Consider the following 17,174-nt stretch of genomic DNA (forward strand, 5'->3'; position numbering starts at 1 on the left):
GTGGCACGCGGGTCGCTGCCCCGCACGGCACGCTCGGACCGGTACCTTCTATGCGGTGAGCGGGCGTGACATGTACGGCGGTGACATCTACTCGGGCCATACCCGGAAGCAGCGGCGCGAGGTGCCGAAGGTGGTGGCCGAACGCGATCTCGTCGCCGAGGACGCCGCCACCGGATTCTGCGGTGCCGTAGTGGGTTTCGACCGCAGCTACGACGGCGAGTTCGTGAAGCTGGAGGATCGCGCCGGTCGGGTGCGGCTGTTCGCGCTGCGCGAGGCGGCCTTCCTCATCGACGGACGGCCGGTGACCCTGGTGAAACCCGCGGCGACCGCGCCCCGGCAGCCCACGCGGTCCGCCTCCGGTTCCACCCGGGTGGACGGGCTGCGCGCCCGGGTGGCGCGGGCCAGCCGGATCTGGGTGGAGGGCGTGCACGACGCCGCCCTGGTCGAACGGGTGTGGGGGCACGACCTGCGGGTCGAGGGCGTGGTGGTCGAGCATCTGGAGGGGCTGGACAATCTCGCGCAGCGGCTGGGCGAGTTCGGCCCGGGGCCGGGTCGCCGGGTCGGCGTCCTGGTCGACCACCTGGTGACCGGTTCCAAGGAGACCGGCCTCACCACCGGACTCGGCGAGCACGTCCTCGTCACCGGCCACCCGTACGTGGACGTGTGGGAGGCGGTGCGGCCCGCCGCGCTGGGCATTCGCGAATGGCCGCGGGTGCCGCGGGGCGAGGAGTGGAAGACGGGCGTCTGCGCCCGGCTCGGCTGGGGTACACCGCAGGACGGATGGCGACGGGTGTACAACGCGGTCAACAGTTTTCGCGATCTGGAGAGTCCGCTCATCGGCGCGGTCGAACGACTCATCGACTTCGTCACCGAACCCGCGTAGGACAACGCGGCACAGCGGCCTTCGCCGGTCGAGCCCTGCGGCCGTCGAGCACGGTCGCGCGCCACCGTGTCGTGCGCGCTCCACCCGTTACGCCGGGTCCGCCGCCGCCTGATCTCCGGCGAGCGGTGGCCCGTACCGCCCGCCGCTCCCGGACCTCGGCCGCCCACCGGGCTTCCCGCTCCGCGCGCCCGGTCCGCAGCCCTCCAGTTATCCTCGAAGAATGAGTACCCCGAGCGCCACGCTGACGGTCTGGGCAGGCTCCTGGCTGGCCGGGCACAGCGCCCCCGACGATGTGCTGGACGCGCTGCGCGCCTGGGCGCCCCGGCAGACCGTGGCCGCCGGGGACCCCGTCACGGGCGGACACACCGGGCTGCCGTGGGCGGCCGACGACGCGCTCGACGCACACGGGGCCGGGATCATGGTGCTGCTCAAGCTGATTCGGGAAGCCATCGCCGCGCCGGGCGCACGGGCACGGCTGGTGCTGCCGGTGCCCGGCGATGTGCGCGGTCTTCCCGGTGGCACCGAATTCGCCGCCGCCGCAATGGAAGTCGGCGAAGGGCTGCTATTGGGCGCACCCGGCGCCGACGGCACCGGCCTGGTGCCGATGTGGTCCGATGACGACACCTTGCGGTGGACCGTCTACGCCACCCCCGTCCCACCGTCCGAACCCGATATGCCGCTGGGCGAGGCGGAGTTCACCATGCGGCAGGCGGTGCGCGACGCCGCCGACGCGCTGCAGCGACTACAGACCACCCGGCTCGGCACCGGTACGGCGGGTCCGCGCGAACTGGTGGAGGCGGAATTGGCGAGTCATTCCAAACACCGCTACCCGGATTCCATGCCGCTGCGGGCCCGGCGCATTCTCGACACCGCCGATCAGGTGGCCGCCATTCTGACCGTGGCCGAGCGCGAGCCCGCCTCCGCACCCACCTCCGCCAGTGCGGCCGCCGCGCAGGAGACCCTGCTGCGCCCGCTGTGGAACACGATCCGCGCCGCCCGGCTGGCAGCGGTCCATGCTGCCGGGTCCTGACCCGGACGCGCCCGCCGTGCGAGAAGATCGAGCCATGAACGACGCCCTACGGTTCGTTTCCACCGTCGACGAGCTCGACGCGCTCCCCCTGCTCTCGGTCATCATGGCCGCCAAACCGTCCCGCTCGGTCTTCCAGAAGTGGATCGACCGCCAGGAGGGTGGGCCCACCTGGGTTCGCATGATGAGCGACGACCGCTACACCTCCGAGGAGCTGAGCGTCGGCCCGTTCCCGCTCTCGGCCCCGCAGCGGTTCTGGTTCGTCGTGCTCTACGACCCGTCGGTGCAGGGCCATCCGAACGATTGGGAGATCGCCGACGAGCTGGCACGCGACCGCGCCGAATAATCGGATGCGCGGGCCCACGATGCCGTCCTACCGTGGGTCGGGTGGAGGTCATGTTCAAACGCACCGGCCAGCGCCGCTACGCGACGGTGGTGACCGATGCCGCGCACGGTGCCCGCGAACTCGATCCGGCTCCCGGATATCACGATGACGTCCCGCACGATCTGGCGCACTACCTGGTGGAATGTGAGCTCGGCCTGACCGGTGGGGTGTTCGGTCGCGCCGCCCGCGGCGGCGGCGCGTTCCGCCCGGTGTCCACGGGCGCGCAGGATGCCCGCGCCGCCCGCCGCCATTCCCGCAAACAGCGCCAGCGCGAGAACCGGCTGCGCCTCACCGATCACGACGGCGACAACGAGATGAACCTGTCCGAGCAGTTGGCCGGGCTGTGCCTGGTGTACTGGGCGCGGCGGCACGACCCCACGGCGCGGCGACCCTCCTGGGCGGCCGCCGAGGCGGAACTGGACGAATCGCGCCGCGCCGCCCTCGAACGGATCGTCGACCGCCTCGATGTGCTGGCTCCGCGCTGGCGGGCGCTCCGCGTCGGCGATGGGATCGGCTTCACCTGGCCGCATCCGGAGCCGACGACACCGTAGACACGGGCGGCGACCACACCTCGGTCGCTGGCACCGTTCCGTTCCGACCTCCTTCGTGTCACCCGGTTCTCCGGCGCCTCCTCGATGTCACCCGGTGCACCGGCGTCGGGCGGCGACCGGCGCGGTGGATCGGCACCGTCTGGACCCACCGCCCACGCCGCGCGGGGTCGTGCGAGTCACGCCCGCTGGTCCTGCTGCTCGTAATAGGGCTTCATGGACGGGTAGTAGTCGTCGAAGCTCGGCTGCGCCGCACCGTGTTCGGCGGCCACCCACGCATCCAGGTAGTACTCCCAGCCGGGGCCGACGTCCGCGGCGGCGACTCCCGGTGCGAGGTGCTGGGTGAAGGTGAGTTCGGTACCGTCGGACCGTTCGGTGAGCACCGCTTCGAGCACCCATTCGCCGAGGTCGTCGGTCGTGCGCAGGATCAGGCGGCGGGGTGGTTCGCAGGTGTCGATGTGCATGTCGAAGACGGGCTGGTTCTCCTCGAAGAGCATGCGCACCTTGATGGTTCGGCCCGGCCCGGCGTCACCCTCCCAGGAGCCGTACCAGCGGGCGGTGCGTTCGGATTCGGTGACGCTGGCCCACACGTCCTCGATGGGCGCGCGGAAGTTCCGGGTCAGGACGAGTTCGCGGCCCGCTGCGGTGCGGAGCAGGCGACCGTTCGGTTGGGGTGTCATGCGGTGTTCTCCTCGGTGTCGGGCTCGGCCGGGCGGGTGCGCCGGTCGCGCCGGGTGCGGAAGACTTCGGTCTCGAGTGCGTCGAGACGCCGTTCCCAGGTGTCGACGGTGGCGAATTCCGCGATCCAATCCGCGATCTCGCGCAGCGGCGCGGGATCGAGGCTGTAGTAGCGCTCCCGACCCACGAGTTCGTCGTGCACCAGACCGCTTTCCCGCAACACGCGCAGGTGACGGCTGATGGCCGGGCGACTGATCGGGAAGTGCGACGCGATCGCGCCGGCCGTGCGCCGCTCGGCGCGCAGCAGGTGCAGGATCTCCCGGCGTACCGGGTCGGCTATCGCGGCGGCTACCTCGTCCACCCCTAAAGCGTAACCGGTCAGTTACGCGTTTGACCAGACCTCGGCGCCATACGACCGGAGACACGCCGATCCCGGCGGTCGCGGCGAGCCCGGCGTTCGCGCCGTTCGTGGCGTTCGTGGCGTTCGTGGCGTTCGTGGCGTTCGTGGCGTTCGTGGCGTTCGTGGCGAAGGATCCGCTCGGAGCGCGTTACGCGCGGGCGATGGCGTAGAGGTCCCGGGCCGGACCGGTCGGGCGCTGCCCGCGCGGCCAGACCGCACGCAGCGGCCGTTCCAGCTCGAGCCCGGACACGCTGGGCGACAACAGGGTTCCCTCGGCCAGTTCACTCGCCACGGCCAGCGAGCTGAGCACGGCCGGACCCAGCCCGGTCGCCACGGCCGTCTTGATGGCGGTGGTCGAGGACAGTTCCAGCAGGACGTCGGGCTGCCAGTCGGGGATGACGCGCCGCATGGCGCGCTCGAAGGAGATACGGGTGCCGGACCCGGACTCGCGGTAGATCAGCGGGGTCGCCGCGAGATCGTCGACGGTCAGTGCGGTGCGCCGAGCCCACCGGTGTCCGGGTGGGATCACCACCACGAGGCGGTCACGGCACACGATATGCCCCTCCAGATCGCGCGGCACCGTCGGACTCTCGACGAAGCCGATATCGACCCGCCCGTCCAGCACCGCGCGCACCACCTCGGCGGAGTTCCCGGATTCCAGGGCGATGGTGGTCGCGGGCTGCCGCGCGCGCAGCGACATCAACCACTTCGGGAACAGGTACTCGGCCACGGTCTGACTGGCCGCCACCTGGAGCCGGGAATCCCGCTCGGCGCGCAGGGAGTCGATCCCGGCGTCCAGACGTGCGGCCGCGTCCACCACCTCGCGGGCCCAGGTGGCGATGAGCGCTCCCGCGGCGGTCGGACGCGACCCCAGGGAGGTGCGCTCCAGCACCGGCACACCGACCAATCGCTCGAGGTAGCGGATGCGGGAACTCGCCGAGGGCTGGCTGATGCCGTGCGCCTGCGCCGCACGCCCGAGACTGCCCAGTTCGATCACCGACAGCAGCAGGTCGAGGGCGGCCACATCGGGCACTCGCGGCGACAGAGGCATAGAACGAGTCTATGGACCCATCGGCGTGCGACCGCTACCGGGGGCGCTGCTCCGGGCGCACGCTGGAGCCATGACCAGCACACTCCCCCGCCCCGCAGTGTTCCGCCCCCGGCACCACACCCGGCCGGTGCGATGGGCGCGGGTCGAGCGCGCCGACGCCTTCCGGCATATCGGGCCGAACTGGTTCGCCGCCGTCATGGGCACCGGCATCGTCGCCACCGCCGCGGTGACCCTGCCCTGGCAGCCGCACGGGCTGCGCGGGGCCGCCACCGCCGTCTGGGCGCTGGCCGCGGTGTTGCTCGTCGTGGTCGCCGGTGCCTTCGCCGTGCACTGGATGCGGCATCCCGACGCGGCGCGGGCGCACGGTCGCCATCCGGTCATGGCGCACTTCTACGGCGCCCCGCCCATGGCGCTGCTGACCGTCGGCGCGGGCACCCTGCTGCTGGGTTCCGACGTGATCGGTATGCGGGCCGCGGTCGCCGTCGACTGGGTGCTGTGGTCGGCGGGGACCGTACTAGGGCTGCTGACCGCGCTGGTCATCCCCTACCGAATGATCACCGGGCAGCCCAGCCGCCCCGAGGCCGCGTTCGGCGGCTGGCTCATGCCGGTCGTGCCGCCCATGGTCTCCGCCGCCACCGGCGCGCTGCTGGTCCCGCATCTCCCCGCGGGCCAACCGCGGTTGACCATGATGTTCGCCTGCCTGGCCATGTTCGGGCTGAGCCTCATCGCCGCCGTCATCACCATCACCCTGATCTGGTCGCGGCTGCTGCACCACGGTCCGCCCGCCGCGGAATCGGTGGCCACCGTGTGGATCGTGCTCGGCCCGCTGGGCCAATCGGTGACCGCCGCCGGGATGCTCGCCAATGCCGCTCCGGTCGCGCTGCCGGATCCCTACGCTCGGGGCCTGCTCGTCTTCTCGGTGGTATTCGGCGTCGCCGTCTGGGGTTTCGCCATGCTGTGGCTGGGTCTGGCGCTCGCGGTCACCCTCCGGCACCGCACGGTCATGCCCTTCAACCTCACCTGGTGGGGCTTCACCTTCCCGGTCGGCACCTGCGTCACCGGCAGCAGTGCACTGTATGCCCATACCGGGGCCGACCTCTTCGCCGTCACCGCGGTGGGACTGTACGCGTTGCTGGTGGGCGCGTGGGTCATGGTCGCCGGACGCACCCTCGCCGGAATCCGCGCGGGCGCACTGCTCCGCCCGCCCGCTCCGGTAGCCGCCTGACCTGCGGCACACGGTGATTCGGAAAGTGCCGATCGCGCCGGAACCCAATCGTTCCGGCGCACCACGCATTTCCGCACAGCCTGCCGCCTTGCACTCACTGCATCATTGCCGCGCATGCCTTTCGGGCCGGGCCCATGCGTCGGGCGATCTCCCCGCTCAGGCGCGGCGTGTCGGGCGGTTGTGGCTGTTCGGCCGCGGGCGCGGCTGCGGTCGCGCCGCCACCGTCGGGCGGTTCGCCCAGGACTCGAAGACGACCAGCGCCACGGCCGCCGCGATCAAGGCCAGTGCCACCGCCGTCGACTGCAAGATGACCACACAGATGGCGGCCGCTTCCACCAGTCCCAGCACCGGGGCCCACACGAAGAAGTCCGGCGTCCCGAAGGCCCGACCCTGCATTGATTCTCACCCACCATCCGGCTCGTGGCGGCGCGCCGCCGATCGTCCCGAGATGCTATCGGTGCTGCGGCGGATTCACAGCGCTGGGGAATCCGGTTCGCTCACCAGCCACCGGCCGTCCGCCGCTCCTCCCAGCGTCACGACCACCGGCAGGGCGTGGACATGCGAGGCTCCCCTACGGTCGATAGCGGCGACATCGTAACCGCCGCCGATCGGCACACCACGCCGCTCCCCCGCACGTAACACGTTGACCGCCAGCCCGATTCAGCAACCACAGGACAACGACGGGACCGTGCGATGAACAAGCCGCGCCCCTGGCCGCGCTGGCTGCGGTGGGCGAGACAGCTGCTGGCCGCGGCGGCCGCCGTGGCCCTGGTCACCGGCGGGCTCGCCCTCTTCGCACCCACCGACCCCGGTCGCACCCTACCGCCGATGTACCCGCTGCCACCGGTCGTGTCCAAGCCCCTGAACACCGGCCAATGGCCCGCCCATCGCAGCCCTCATACCGACTTCCGCGAATCACCGGGCGAAGCCGAACGCTACCGCCGCCCCGCCCCCACTCAACGACTCGTGGGCAGCCAGCCGTAGTGGCCGGAACTCGGATCAGCCGAATTCGGACATCCACGAAGTGAGAATGGATTTCCAAGACTTTCCACTCAACCTTTGAATGTGATTTATAGCGAGCAAAACCCGACACAAGCGGACAAATCAGATTGCGTGTGAAGATACTTGGTTCACATTCCTTTTCCGGTTCTGCCGCAATGTATTTCGCGATAGAATAGCCGCATGAATTCGGAGGGGGAAATCCAGCAGCGCGATACCGCGCTCGCCGCGTTGGCGGCCGCGATCGATACGCTGGCGGCCGAGGACCTGACCGGGTTCACCGACGCCGAATTCACCGCCCGCGTCCAAGGACTGGAAGCCTGTCGCCGTCGACTCGAGACGGTCGGGCATCGGCATGTGGTCGAGATCAACGACCGACAGTTGTGGACCACCACCGGGTCGGTGGGGCTGTACCGGTACCTGGTGGAGACCCTGCGCCTGGCCAAGGCGGACGCTGTCGCGCGGGTGAAAGGCGCCGCGCAACTGGGAGCGATGACCAGCGCCTACGGCGAGAAATGCGAACCGCGCCTGCCAGCCACGGCGGCCGCGCAAGCCGAGGGTGCGATTTCGGGGGATCACGCGCGGGCGGTGATGCGGGTGATGGACCGGATACCGGACGCGGTCGATACCGAACACCGGGCGATCGCCGAGGAACACCTCGCCGATGCCACCCGCACCGGAACCCCGGAAATGGTCGGTAAGGTCGGTGACCGCATCCTGGGCTACCTCGACCCCGACGGGTCGTTGACGACCGCGAAGGATCGCGCCCGGCTGCGGGCGGCGACCTTCGGGGAACAGCGCGTGGACGGCATGAGCCCGTTCGAGGGCTGTTTCGATCCCGAACTGCGCGCGATGCTCGATACCGTGTTCGCCAAATGGGCACGCCCGGGCATGAGCATGCCCGACGACCCCGACAGCCCCCAGTTGGGGGTGCACGATCCCGACGGGTTCGACCTCGACCGATTGGCCGCCGCCGTCGGGCGCGATGTGCGATCGTCGGCGCAGCGGCGGCACGACGCGCTCAAAGCGTTCCTGTCGGCCAGCGGCCCGGACACACTCGGTGCCCATCGCGGCCTGCCGGTGTCGATCGTGCTCACCATGTCGGTCACCGATCTGCTCGAGGGTGCCGGGGTCGCGCGCACCGCGACCGGGACGACGGTGCCGGTGCGGCAGGCGTGGCGGATGGCCGAAGGCTCGATCCCGTTGTTGATGCTCTTCGATGAAACCCGAGGCAAGCCGTTGTATTTGGGGGAGGGTGCGCGGATCGCGTCGTCGTGGCAGCGGTTGGCCGCGATCGCCCGCGACCGCGGCTGCACGCATCCGGACTGTTCGGCGCCCGCGACGATGTGCGCGATGCATCATCTGATTCCGTGGGCGGCGCAGCGGCCGACCGATATCGACAATCTGACGCTGGTCTGCGATGCGCATCATGCGCAGATCGCCGCCGATCCCGACGATCCGACCGGGTGGGCCACCCACCGCGTCGCGGCGGGGAGTGTGTATGCGGGGCGGACGGCGTTCTGCCCACCGGCGTCGGTGGATCCGCAGCGTCGGGCACGGGTGAATCGGTTCCATCACCCCGAACAGGTCCTCGCCGAGAGCGTGAAACGCCGCCGCGCCCGGCTACTGGCCGACCGCACGAGCAAATCCCGGCACGGTGCCGACCGCACGGGCGAATCCCGCCACAGACAGGAATCCCACTGCGGCCGCGAGTCTCATCGTCCTCGCGAACCCCACCGCGCCCGCGAATAGCACCGCCCGCACACGACCCCGGTTCGACCAATCGCACACCAGCATCGACCCCGCACAGCGAATATCCTTTGCCGCGCGGGAGAATTGGCATGCTGTCAAGACTTTCGGCCCGCTACGCATCCATCGGAATCGCGAGCACCACCCGCTCCGTGGACCGCTCTTCAGCGCACACCAGGGCGACGGTTCGCGATGGGCATCTGTCTGTTCAGCTCAAGGCGACCAGGAGACTCGTCAGCGTCAGCGCGAGCGAGACGGGCGTCATGACGTAGCGCTCCGGCTTGCTCCGGGAGGCCGCGTTGGCGGCGACGCCGAGTGCCATGAAACCGACGATGAACCAGGCGGCTACCGTCGTGACCGAATTATCGATTATGTCGATGGCGTCGGCTCGGTCGAGAATCACCAGCGCGAAGACCGCGTACAACGGCATGCTCATGCCACTGGCGATTCGCAAGCGCGCGGGGAGAACTCGCCGACCGCCACCCCACGCGAACGCTCCCCAGGGAGCCCCGCACGCCAGTGCCACCTGGAATACCGCGAGAACACTCAGCACGACGACGAAGGACACTGCCGCGATCACGGATAGCAGTGTAGTGACGAACCGAACCGATAATGGGGTTCGGCAAGAAGGAGGGATGGACGTGCGGGTCGACGGAACCATCGGCGTGCGGGTCGTATGGACGGTATTCGCGCTCGTAGTGTGCGGCTACGGTTTCTTCGTCGCATCCGAGCCCCTCTATCAGGTGAGCACCTGCGAAATCATCAACGCTGATACCGCATGCACGAGTTCACTATTCGCCCATTATGGTTGGCGACTCGGAATTCTGATCGCTTGTTCGACCGCGATATCCGCGTTGCCCGCACTCAACCCGACCCGCACGGCAGAGTGGAGCGCTGCGGCCCTGCTGACCGTGGGACTGATATCGCTGTCGGCAATTCTCGGCCTACCGGTGGCCTTGTACTACGCCCCTATCGTCGTCACGGCACTGCTCTTGGCAGCCCTGCATGTCGGGGGCCGCTTTCACCGGTTGCGCGGGCCATGATCGGCCGCGTCGATCTGTTCGCGCAAGATGTCGCCGTGGCCCGCGTGCCGGGCGAATTCCTCGATCATGGCGAGCAGGGTCCAGCGAAGGCTGATCGTGCCCTCCTGCGGGATGTCCCTGGTGTCGTCGAGGTCGAAGTGGGAGGCGATCTCGCGGGATCGCTGGCTGGCGCGTTGGAATTCGGCGATGACGTCGGCCAGTGACTCGTCGGCGGTGACGGTGAAGGTGCCCTCGTCGCGGTGCGCGTAGCCGTCGCATTCGGAGGCGTCGAGTCCCGCCCAGAAACGCTGGAACCAGATTCGTTCCGCGGCGGCGGCATGTTTGAGCAGGGAGATCGGCGTCGTCAGCGAGGTGACGAGTCGGCGGCGGGCGTCGGTGTCGGACAGGCCGCGCGCGGTCGCGATGAGTGCTTCGCGGTTGCGGTCGAGGGTGTTCTCGAGGAGCGTGCGTTCGACGCCATTCGTGATTCGGTGGGTGGTCATGGGTTCTCAACTCCGTTCTGTGGCAGCAAATGGCCCACGATGGCGCGGCGTGACCGCTCAGCGGCCGATCGAGGGAGAGAAGAAAGCGTCCGGCGCTGGTGAACGACCGGGAAAGAGAGTTGCTCGCCGCGGATGGCGGACCGAGCGTGGGCGATATGCCTGCCCGAACCCTACCTTGTTCCCGGCCTCGGTAGGCGCGAACCACCCACGAACCCCCGCTCTGCAACATGTTCTAATACATAAGGTTTGCCAGTAGAAGGAGTTGAGCGGATGACGGCGTTCTTCACCGTGGTCGACGGGCGTTATCGTGCCACCGAGATGGCGGAGAGCGCGTGGTCCGCTCGACAGTTGGCCGGGACGGCGGTGTGTGGGCTGCTGGCCCGCGAAGCCGAGTTTCATGCTCCGGCGGGGTTCCTTCCGACGCGGTTCACCGCGGATCTTTTCCGCCCGGTGCTCAACGAGCCGATCGACGTGCACGCCGAGGTCGTGCGCGACGGGAATCGGGTGCGGGTGGTCGATACGTCGATCGTGCAGCACGGCACCGTACACGCACGGGCGAGCGTGATGTACCTGGCGGTCACCGAGCCGCCGCCCGGACAGGTGTGGGAACCGTTGCGGGATCTGCCGGTTCCGGCGCGACGGCTGGCGGGTGAGCACGGCGATCCCCCGCTGTTCAAATCCGGATCCGCCGACTGGACCGGCGATTTCGCCTCCGGCCGCAACAGCGACCGCAAGAGCGTCTGGCACAACCTCCCCGCCCTGGTCGACGGCGAGCCCATTTCCCCGTTCCAACGCGCCGCCTTCGTCGGCGACGCCACCAACCTGGTATGCAACTGGGGCACCGACGGCGTCGGCTATATCAACAGTGATGTGACCGTCACCCTCGCCCGCCTCCCCGAAGGCCATGAGGTGGGGCTCCAAGCCCGCGACCATGTTTCGGCCAACGGCATCGTCGTCGCCACCGCCACCATGTACGACCGCCACGGCCCCCTGGGCACAGCCGTCATCACCGGCATCTCGAACGCCCGCCGCCAGGTCGACATGGCCGCCTTCGCCGAATCCAGATCCATCCCGGCCCCGACCCTGCACTGAGTTACCGGACGAATTTCCGAAATTCGGTGGACCCGATGTCGGTCTGTGCGGATCATCGTCGGGTGACCATGAATCCGCAGGAACGTCTTCGGTTGATCGATCGGGTGGAGAACGCCGGGTCGGTGGCCGATGCGCTCTCGTGGGTGATGAATCTCGATGATTCCGATTCGCCCCGCGATGTGATCGACGCGTTGGGGCTGGCGCCGTTTCTCGGTGGGGAGCAGCCGCATGCGGTGTCGGTGCAGTTGGAGCATGTGAAGCCGGATGCGCCGTTGCGGCCCGAGGATGCGCGGGTGCTGCGGACCAGTGATGACGACGGCACCGAGGCGGTGCTGTCGGTCGGGACGGGGTGGACGCTGCGGGTGGTGCGGCGCAAGACCGGGAGTGCGTCGCTGGATGTGTGTGCCAGCAGCGCGGAACTGGCGCGTGCGGTCATCGCGGCGTGCAGCGCCGACGCCACCGTCGAGCCGGAGCCGGATGCGAGCCGGGTGTCGATGGGCTTCTGGCACAACGGCGCTCATGGGCCGCAGCGGCGGGAGCGCACCATCACCGCCGACGCGTGGGCGGAGGTCGATCGCAACTACAGCGCCGATGTCGCGGCCGCACTGGGCCGACTGATGGCGCTGCGGGCCGAGGAGGTCAGCGGGCGGCTGTTGCTGCTGCACGGGCCGCCCGGAACCGGGAAGACGTCCGCGCTGCGGGCGTTGGCGCGGGAGTGGGCGGACTGGTGCCAGGTGGACTGCGTGCTCGACCCCGAGGTGCTGTTCTCCAATCCGGGCTACCTGATGGAGGTCGCCATCGGCGTGGACACCTACGACGAGAACAAGCGGCGCTGGCGGTTGCTCGTCCTCGAGGACTGCGACGAGCTGATCCGCGGCTCCGCGAAGGAGACCACCGGACAGGGACTGTCGCGGCTGCTGAACCTGACCGACGGCATGCTCGGACAGGGCCGCGATGTGCTGGTGGCGATCACCACCAACGAGAACCTGTCCCGCCTGCACCCGGCCGTGGTGCGGCCGGGTCGATGCCTGGCCCAGCTGGAGGTCGGCCCGCTCGGGTTCGCGGAGGCCACCGCGTGGCTGGCGCGCGAACTCGGTGACCGCCCGCGGCCGGTGGTCGGCACCGACGGCATGACCCTCGCGGAACTCATTGCCGCACGCGACGATACGGATCGCATTCAGGCCGTTCCCACAGCCCCCTCGGCGGGCGGCTACCTGTGAGCAGGTGTTGATCTTCCGACTGTCGGCCCACCCGCCGCGCCGATCGTGGCACGACGCCGCGAACGCCTGTACCGTTCAGCGGCGCGCGGGCGGCTCACAACAGCCGGGAACGCACGGTGCGCCGTTCGTAGTGCAGCCCAGGGCGGTCATCACGCTCGAACGCACGGGCTCGGCCCCACTCCGGTACTCCTCCACCAGGGCGGCGACCATTTCCGCGAAGCGCGGATCGGTACCGGGTGTGGCGGCCCGTGCGAACGCCATACCATATTCGTCCGCGCGCGCCTTGGCCTCATTGTCCAGATCCCAGATCACCTCGAGGTGATCGGACACGAACCCCACCGGGCACACCACCACCGCGTTCACCCCGCGTTCGTGCAGCGCATCGAGGTGATCGACGATATCCGGCTCCAGCCACGGCACCTGCGGCGGCCCGGACCGCGACTGCCACACCACATCGAATTCGTCGATGCCGACGGCCGCCGCCGCCAGCCGCGCCGCCTCGGCGACCTGCGCGCTGTAGAGGCCGCTCTCCCCCGGCGGACCGGAGGCATTGTCGGCCGAGACCGGAATGGAATGCGCGGTGAACACCAGCCGCGCCCGATCCCGCCGATCGTCCGGCAATGCGCCCAGCGCCGCGCGAATTCCGTCGGCGACGGCCGCGATGAACAGCGGATGGTCGAAGAACTGACGCAGTTTCACCAGCTGCGGCGCATCGGCCACCGCCGCCCGCGCCCGCGCGATGTCCTCGTGATACTGACGGCACCCGGAATACCCGCCCCATGCGGAGGTGGGGAAGACCAGCGCCGACCGGACACCGTCGGCGCGCATGCGCTCCACGGTCTCCTCGACCATCGGATGCCAGTTCCGATTGCCGAAATACACCGGCAGTTCGATACCGCGCGTGGCGAACTCGGCCTCGATCGCCTTGATCATGTCGCGATTGAGCGCATTGATCGGCGACACTCCGCCGAAGTGCATATAGTGCTCGGCGACTTCGGCGAGGCGTTCGGGTGGCACTCCCCTGCCCCGAGTGACGTTCTCCAGAAACGGCATCACGTCCTCGGGGCGCTCCGGGCCGCCGAAGGACAGCAGTAGCAGTGCGTCGACAGCCACGGATCCTCCTCGCCTATCGCAATCTCGCCTATCGCACTGCGGACTAGTCGCCGAAACCGTTCTCCGGGAACCAGGTGTTGTGCGACGCGCCGCCGTCCACGTAGATGATGGAGCCGGTGGTGCCGGGCAGCCAGTCCGAGAGCAGCGCCGCGATGGACTTGGCGACCACGGTCGGATCGTCGACGTCCCAGCCGATGGGCGAGGCGCCGTCCCAGTAGGTGTTGAGCATGTTCAACTGCTTGGCGTCATCGGTGGCGGTGCCCGCGATGGCCTTGGCGGCCAGGGTCTTGATCGGGCCCGCGGCGATGAGGTTGGAGCGAATCCGCTTGGCCTCGCCCACTTCTCGCGCCACATACCGGTTCACCGATTCGAGCGCGGCCTTGGCCACGCCCATCCAGTTGTAGTACGGCATGGCGGTGCGCGGATCGAAGTCCATGCCCACGATGGAGCCGCCCTCGTTCATGACCGGCAGCACGGCGCGGGCCAGGGAGGCGTAGCTCCAGGCCGAGATCTCGAATGCCTTGGCCGCGTCCGGGCCGGGGCCCTGCAGGAACGGCACGGCTTCCGGACCCATGAGGGTCTTGGGCGCGAACGCGATGGAGTGCAGCACGCCGTCGATGCCCTCGGGAGCCAGTTCGCGCAGCTTGGCGGGCAGGTCGGCCAGATTCACCTCGTCGGTGACATCGAGGCCGATGGCCGGGGGCACCTCCTGCGGCAGGCGCTTGGCGATGCGGTCGATCAGCCGCAGTCGCTCCGGGATACCGGTGATGATCACCTTCGCGCCCTGTTCCTGCGCGACCCGGGCCGCGTGGAAGGCGATCGACGAATCGGTGATGATGCCGGTGATGAGGACGGTTTTTCCGGCGAGCAGTCCACTCATGGGTTGGTCGGTTCTCCTCGTTGACAAGTATTGCGGGCCTGTGGGATCGGAAGGGGCAGGCTCAGTGGCCCATACCCATGCCGCCGTCGACGGGGATGACGGCGCCGGAGACGTAGCGCGAATCCTCGGAGGCCAGGAAGCTCACCACCGCGGCCACATCCTCGGGCTGGCCGAGACGCTGGAGCGGAATGAACTTCTTCGCCATATCCCGCAGATCGTCCGGCAGCTCCGAGGTCATATCGGTCTCGATGAACCCGGGCGCGACGACGTTCGCGGTGATGCTGCGCGAACCCAGCTCACGGGTGACCGACCGCGCCAGACCGATGACGCCCGCCTTGGACGAGGCGTAGTTGATCTGACCGGCCTGACCGGCCATGCCGACCACGGACCCCAGGAAGATCATCCGCCCCCACTTGGCCCGCAGCATGGCGCGATTCGCGCGCTTGGCACAGCGGAACGCACCGGTGAGGTTGGCGTCGATGACGCGGGTGAACTGTTCCTCGCTCATGCGCATGAGCAGCGTGTCGTCGGTGATGCCGGCATTCGCGACCAGCACCTCCACCGGACCCTGATGCTGTTCCACCTCGGTGAAGGCGGCGTCCACCGACTCACTGTCGGTCACATCGCATTTCACGCCGAAGAGACCCTCCGGCACCCCCGACCCACGATGCGTGACGGCCACCTTGTGGCCGTCGGCGAGCAGACGCTGGGCGACCGCGAGTCCGATGCCGCGGTTACCGCCGGTCACCAGTACCGACCGGGAAGTGAAGTTCGACATATGAGTCAACCTATCTGTTCGTAGTGATGGCTCGGCGCGCGGTAGGCGAATTACGGCAGGCGCTGACGATAGACCAGAGCCGTCACCACGCCGGCGGCGGTCACCAGCATGCCGAGGATCAGCCACGGTCGGCTGGCATCGCCCATGGTCATCTCGTAGCCGATCTGCTGCTCCAGGGTGTCGTACACCTGGTTCAGTTCCTCCAGGCTGGACGCGGAGTAGAACTCGCCGCCCGACAGCGTGGCGATCTCGTGCAGCGAATCGTCGTCCACGGGCACCCGCACCCGCTGTGCGCCCGTACCGTCCTGGTCCGGGATCTCGACCGTGCCCCAGGTGGTGCCGAAGGAGATGGTCGAGACCGGCACGCCCTTCTCCTTGGCCAGCCGCGCCGCGGTGAAGGCATGCCGGGGATTGTCGACGTCCTTGTCGTCGGGCACGGTCTGCTTGCCGTCGGACATGAGCACGATCCGCGCGGGCGGCGGTGTTTCCGCACCGCCCAGCACCGCCCCCAGCGTGTCGATGGATTGCAGTGCGGTGAGGATGCCCTCGCCGGTAGCGGTGCGCTCGGACAGCTTGATGTTGTCGATGGCGGCCTTCACCGCCTCGCGCTTGGTGGTGGGCTGCATCTGCACCGAGGCGGTACCGGCGAAGGTCACCAGGCCCAGATTGATGCCGGGGGTGAGGCCGTCGGCGAACTCCTTGGCCGCCTGCTGCGCCACCTGGAGGCGGCTCGGCGGCACGTCGGTGGCCTCCATGGACAGCGAGACGTCCATGACCAGCACCACGGTCGCCCGGTTGCGCGGCACCTTCTGCGCCGCGGTGGGTCCGGCCGCCGCGACGGTCAGCGCCGTCAGGCCGACCAGCAGTAACGCGATCGGTACATGTCGCCCGATCCCGGGCCGTTTGGGCGCGACCTTCTCCAGCATCTCCATATTGGAGAAGTTCATGAGATGGCGTTGCCGCCGCCGCTGCGCCACCACATAGCCCAGCGCGAACGCCGCCACCACGAGGAGGAAGAACAGCCAGCCGATATGTTCGAAATTCGAGAGTGAGAAGGTCACTGGCGCGGCACCCGCCCGGAATTCGGGGCGCCGAAGGTATGGCGCCGGGTGGACACGAACCGGACCACATCGGCGATCCAGTCCCGATCGGTGCGCAGCGGCATCACCGGGGCGCCGCAGCCGCGCAGCGCCGCCTCGACCTGTTGACGGTGCCGGTGCGCGGCGCGCGCGTAGTCGGCGCGCAGTGTGGGAGTCACGCTGAATTCGCGGGTGCGCCCGGTCTCCGGATCGTGCAGCACCACATCGCCGATATCCGGCAGTTCCAGATCGCGCGGATCGAGAATCTCGACCCCGAGCAGATCGTGGCGGGCCGAAATGGCGCGCAAGCTGCGCTGCCAGTCGATATCGCCGAGGAAGTCCGAGATCACCACGGCCAGACCGCGTTTGCGCTGCGGGCGGCGCAACGACTCGATGGCGCCGCGCAGATCACCGCGCACGCCGTCGCGGGCGTGCGGGGTGGTGGCGATGGTGCGCAGCATGGATTGCGCGTGAATGCGCCCGGTACGGGCGGGAATTCGAATGAGCCGCTCGCCGTTGGCGACCACCGCGCCGATCCGGTT

Annotated in this window: 22 protein-coding genes; 11 read left to right on the top strand and 11 right to left on the bottom strand. The window is 69.0% G+C overall.

Going from position 1 to position 17,174, the window contains the following annotated elements:
- The first annotated feature begins 70 nt into the window (after positions 1-70).
- The 4 genes from ON31_RS16380 (at position 71) to ON31_RS16395 (ending at position 2,846) form a co-directional block, all read left to right on the top strand.
- Positions 71-883, top strand: coding sequence for a DUF3097 domain-containing protein (locus tag ON31_RS16380; protein WP_039814693.1), 813 nt, complete (start codon positions 71-73; stop codon positions 881-883).
- Positions 884-1,103: 220 nt separating this feature from the next.
- Positions 1,104-1,913: an Rv1486c family protein gene (locus tag ON31_RS16385; RefSeq protein ID WP_039814653.1), complete on the top strand. Its 810-nt coding sequence runs from the start codon at positions 1,104-1,106 to the stop codon at positions 1,911-1,913.
- Between the two features lie 34 nt (positions 1,914-1,947).
- A complete protein-coding gene (locus tag ON31_RS16390) occupies positions 1,948-2,256 on the top strand; it encodes a hypothetical protein (RefSeq protein ID WP_029928655.1) in 309 nt (102 codons plus the stop codon).
- 41 nt (positions 2,257-2,297) lie between these two features.
- Positions 2,298-2,846, top strand: a complete 549-nt coding sequence (locus ON31_RS16395; protein ID WP_039814694.1) for a hypothetical protein — start codon at positions 2,298-2,300, stop codon at positions 2,844-2,846.
- Positions 2,847-3,022: 176 nt separating this feature from the next.
- On the opposite strand, the gene ON31_RS16400 is transcribed toward ON31_RS16395, so the two are convergent.
- Positions 3,023-3,523 carry an SRPBCC family protein gene (locus ON31_RS16400; protein WP_039814655.1) on the bottom strand — a complete coding sequence of 167 codons (501 nt, stop codon included), beginning with the start codon at positions 3,521-3,523 and terminating at the stop codon, positions 3,023-3,025.
- Entirely contained in the window at positions 3,520-3,882 is a 363-nt protein-coding gene (locus ON31_RS16405) for a metalloregulator ArsR/SmtB family transcription factor (RefSeq protein ID WP_039814658.1), read from the bottom strand. Before ON31_RS16405 ends, ON31_RS16400 begins: the two co-directional genes overlap by 4 nt.
- 29 nt (positions 3,883-3,911) lie before the next feature.
- On the opposite strand from ON31_RS16405, the gene ON31_RS36715 reads away from it, so the two are divergent.
- A complete protein-coding gene (locus tag ON31_RS36715) occupies positions 3,912-4,091 on the top strand; it encodes a hypothetical protein (protein ID WP_115061705.1) in 180 nt (59 codons plus the stop codon).
- On the opposite strand, the gene ON31_RS16410 is transcribed toward ON31_RS36715, so the two are convergent.
- On the bottom strand, positions 4,070-4,972 hold the full coding sequence (locus ON31_RS16410; protein ID WP_081592503.1) for a LysR family transcriptional regulator: 903 nt from the start codon (positions 4,970-4,972) through the stop codon (positions 4,070-4,072). The genes ON31_RS36715 and ON31_RS16410 overlap by 22 nt on opposite strands.
- Before the next feature lie 70 nt (positions 4,973-5,042).
- Here ON31_RS16410 and ON31_RS16415 point away from each other — a divergent pair, with 70 nt between their 5' ends.
- The gene (locus ON31_RS16415; RefSeq protein ID WP_039814663.1) at positions 5,043-6,197 is read left to right on the top strand and encodes a TDT family transporter; all 1,155 of its coding nucleotides are present in this window, start codon (positions 5,043-5,045) and stop codon (positions 6,195-6,197) included.
- Between the two features lie 156 nt (positions 6,198-6,353).
- Here the strand turns inward: ON31_RS16415 and ON31_RS16420 are convergent, their stop codons facing one another.
- On the bottom strand, positions 6,354-6,593 hold the full coding sequence (locus tag ON31_RS16420) for a hypothetical protein (protein WP_039814666.1): 240 nt from the start codon (positions 6,591-6,593) through the stop codon (positions 6,354-6,356).
- Between the two features lie 297 nt (positions 6,594-6,890).
- On the opposite strand from ON31_RS16420, the gene ON31_RS16425 reads away from it, so the two are divergent.
- Entirely contained in the window at positions 6,891-7,181 is a 291-nt protein-coding gene (locus ON31_RS16425) for a hypothetical protein (RefSeq protein WP_039814667.1), read from the top strand.
- Positions 7,182-7,379: 198 nt separating this feature from the next.
- Positions 7,380-8,948 carry an HNH endonuclease signature motif containing protein gene (locus ON31_RS16430; RefSeq protein ID WP_051037361.1) on the top strand — a complete coding sequence of 523 codons (1,569 nt, stop codon included), beginning with the start codon at positions 7,380-7,382 and terminating at the stop codon, positions 8,946-8,948.
- A gap of 205 nt (positions 8,949-9,153) precedes the next feature.
- Here the strand turns inward: ON31_RS16430 and ON31_RS16435 are convergent, their stop codons facing one another.
- Positions 9,154-9,525 carry a hypothetical protein gene (locus ON31_RS16435; RefSeq protein WP_255222133.1) on the bottom strand — a complete coding sequence of 124 codons (372 nt, stop codon included), beginning with the start codon at positions 9,523-9,525 and terminating at the stop codon, positions 9,154-9,156.
- A gap of 55 nt (positions 9,526-9,580) precedes the next feature.
- Here ON31_RS16435 and ON31_RS16440 point away from each other — a divergent pair, with 55 nt between their 5' ends.
- A complete protein-coding gene (locus ON31_RS16440) occupies positions 9,581-9,988 on the top strand; it encodes a hypothetical protein (RefSeq protein WP_147287244.1) in 408 nt (135 codons plus the stop codon).
- Here the strand turns inward: ON31_RS16440 and ON31_RS16445 are convergent.
- Positions 9,967-10,470 carry a DinB family protein gene (locus ON31_RS16445; RefSeq protein ID WP_039814670.1) on the bottom strand — a complete coding sequence of 168 codons (504 nt, stop codon included), beginning with the start codon at positions 10,468-10,470 and terminating at the stop codon, positions 9,967-9,969. The genes ON31_RS16440 and ON31_RS16445 overlap by 22 nt on opposite strands.
- Before the next feature lie 270 nt (positions 10,471-10,740).
- On the opposite strand from ON31_RS16445, the gene ON31_RS16450 reads away from it, so the two are divergent.
- Complete coding sequence (locus tag ON31_RS16450) at positions 10,741-11,562, top strand: thioesterase family protein (protein WP_051037362.1); 822 nt, start codon at positions 10,741-10,743, stop codon at positions 11,560-11,562.
- 68 nt (positions 11,563-11,630) lie between these two features.
- Positions 11,631-12,782, top strand: coding sequence for a DUF5925 domain-containing protein (locus tag ON31_RS16455; protein WP_081592505.1), 1,152 nt, complete (start codon positions 11,631-11,633; stop codon positions 12,780-12,782).
- A gap of 75 nt (positions 12,783-12,857) precedes the next feature.
- On the opposite strand, the gene ON31_RS16460 is transcribed toward ON31_RS16455, so the two are convergent.
- From ON31_RS16460 to ON31_RS16480, 5 genes are all read right to left on the bottom strand, one after another.
- Positions 12,858-13,835, bottom strand: coding sequence for a ferrochelatase (locus ON31_RS16460; RefSeq protein WP_370450513.1), 978 nt, complete (start codon positions 13,833-13,835; stop codon positions 12,858-12,860).
- A 103-nt stretch (positions 13,836-13,938) separates the two neighbouring features.
- Positions 13,939-14,775: an NADH-dependent enoyl-ACP reductase InhA gene (inhA, locus tag ON31_RS16465; protein WP_029928678.1), complete on the bottom strand. Its 837-nt coding sequence runs from the start codon at positions 14,773-14,775 to the stop codon at positions 13,939-13,941.
- A gap of 61 nt (positions 14,776-14,836) precedes the next feature.
- The gene (fabG1, locus tag ON31_RS16470) at positions 14,837-15,553 is read right to left on the bottom strand and encodes a 3-oxoacyl-ACP reductase FabG1 (RefSeq protein ID WP_029928679.1); all 717 of its coding nucleotides are present in this window, start codon (positions 15,551-15,553) and stop codon (positions 14,837-14,839) included.
- Positions 15,554-15,603: 50 nt separating this feature from the next.
- On the bottom strand, positions 15,604-16,614 hold the full coding sequence (locus ON31_RS16475) for a VWA domain-containing protein (RefSeq protein WP_029928681.1): 1,011 nt from the start codon (positions 16,612-16,614) through the stop codon (positions 15,604-15,606).
- Positions 16,611-17,174, bottom strand: a 564-nt coding sequence (locus ON31_RS16480) for a DUF58 domain-containing protein (protein WP_039814675.1), incomplete at its 5' end; no start/stop codon positions are given. The genes ON31_RS16475 and ON31_RS16480, both read right to left, overlap by 4 nt.

It is taken from the genome of Nocardia otitidiscaviarum NBRC 14405 (genome assembly GCF_000308635.1).
GTDB classification, from domain to species: domain Bacteria; phylum Actinomycetota; class Actinomycetes; order Mycobacteriales; family Mycobacteriaceae; genus Nocardia; species Nocardia otitidiscaviarum.

Coding starts and splice junctions, on each gene's coding strand:
- ON31_RS16415 (WP_039814663.1), top strand. CDS start 5,043: ATGACCAGCACACTCCCCCGCCCCGCAGTGTTCCGCCCCCGGCACCAC.
- inhA (WP_029928678.1), bottom strand. CDS start 14,775: ATGAGTGGACTGCTCGCCGGAAAAACCGTCCTCATCACCGGCATCATC.
- ON31_RS16410 (WP_081592503.1), bottom strand. CDS start 4,972: ATGCCTCTGTCGCCGCGAGTGCCCGATGTGGCCGCCCTCGACCTGCTG.
- ON31_RS16430 (WP_051037361.1), top strand. CDS start 7,380: ATGAATTCGGAGGGGGAAATCCAGCAGCGCGATACCGCGCTCGCCGCG.
- ON31_RS16455 (WP_081592505.1), top strand. CDS start 11,631: ATGAATCCGCAGGAACGTCTTCGGTTGATCGATCGGGTGGAGAACGCC.
- ON31_RS16440 (WP_147287244.1), top strand. CDS start 9,581: ATGGACGTGCGGGTCGACGGAACCATCGGCGTGCGGGTCGTATGGACG.
- ON31_RS16385 (WP_039814653.1), top strand. CDS start 1,104: ATGAGTACCCCGAGCGCCACGCTGACGGTCTGGGCAGGCTCCTGGCTG.
- ON31_RS16425 (WP_039814667.1), top strand. CDS start 6,891: ATGAACAAGCCGCGCCCCTGGCCGCGCTGGCTGCGGTGGGCGAGACAG.
- ON31_RS16390 (WP_029928655.1), top strand. CDS start 1,948: ATGAACGACGCCCTACGGTTCGTTTCCACCGTCGACGAGCTCGACGCG.
- ON31_RS16460 (WP_370450513.1), bottom strand. CDS start 13,835: ATGCCGTTTCTGGAGAACGTCACTCGGGGCAGGGGAGTGCCACCCGAA.
- ON31_RS16445 (WP_039814670.1), bottom strand. CDS start 10,470: ATGACCACCCACCGAATCACGAATGGCGTCGAACGCACGCTCCTCGAG.
- ON31_RS16420 (WP_039814666.1), bottom strand. CDS start 6,593: ATGCAGGGTCGGGCCTTCGGGACGCCGGACTTCTTCGTGTGGGCCCCG.
- fabG1 (WP_029928679.1), bottom strand. CDS start 15,553: ATGTCGAACTTCACTTCCCGGTCGGTACTGGTGACCGGCGGTAACCGC.
- ON31_RS16380 (WP_039814693.1), top strand. CDS start 71: ATGTACGGCGGTGACATCTACTCGGGCCATACCCGGAAGCAGCGGCGC.
- ON31_RS16450 (WP_051037362.1), top strand. CDS start 10,741: ATGACGGCGTTCTTCACCGTGGTCGACGGGCGTTATCGTGCCACCGAG.
- ON31_RS16400 (WP_039814655.1), bottom strand. CDS start 3,523: ATGACACCCCAACCGAACGGTCGCCTGCTCCGCACCGCAGCGGGCCGC.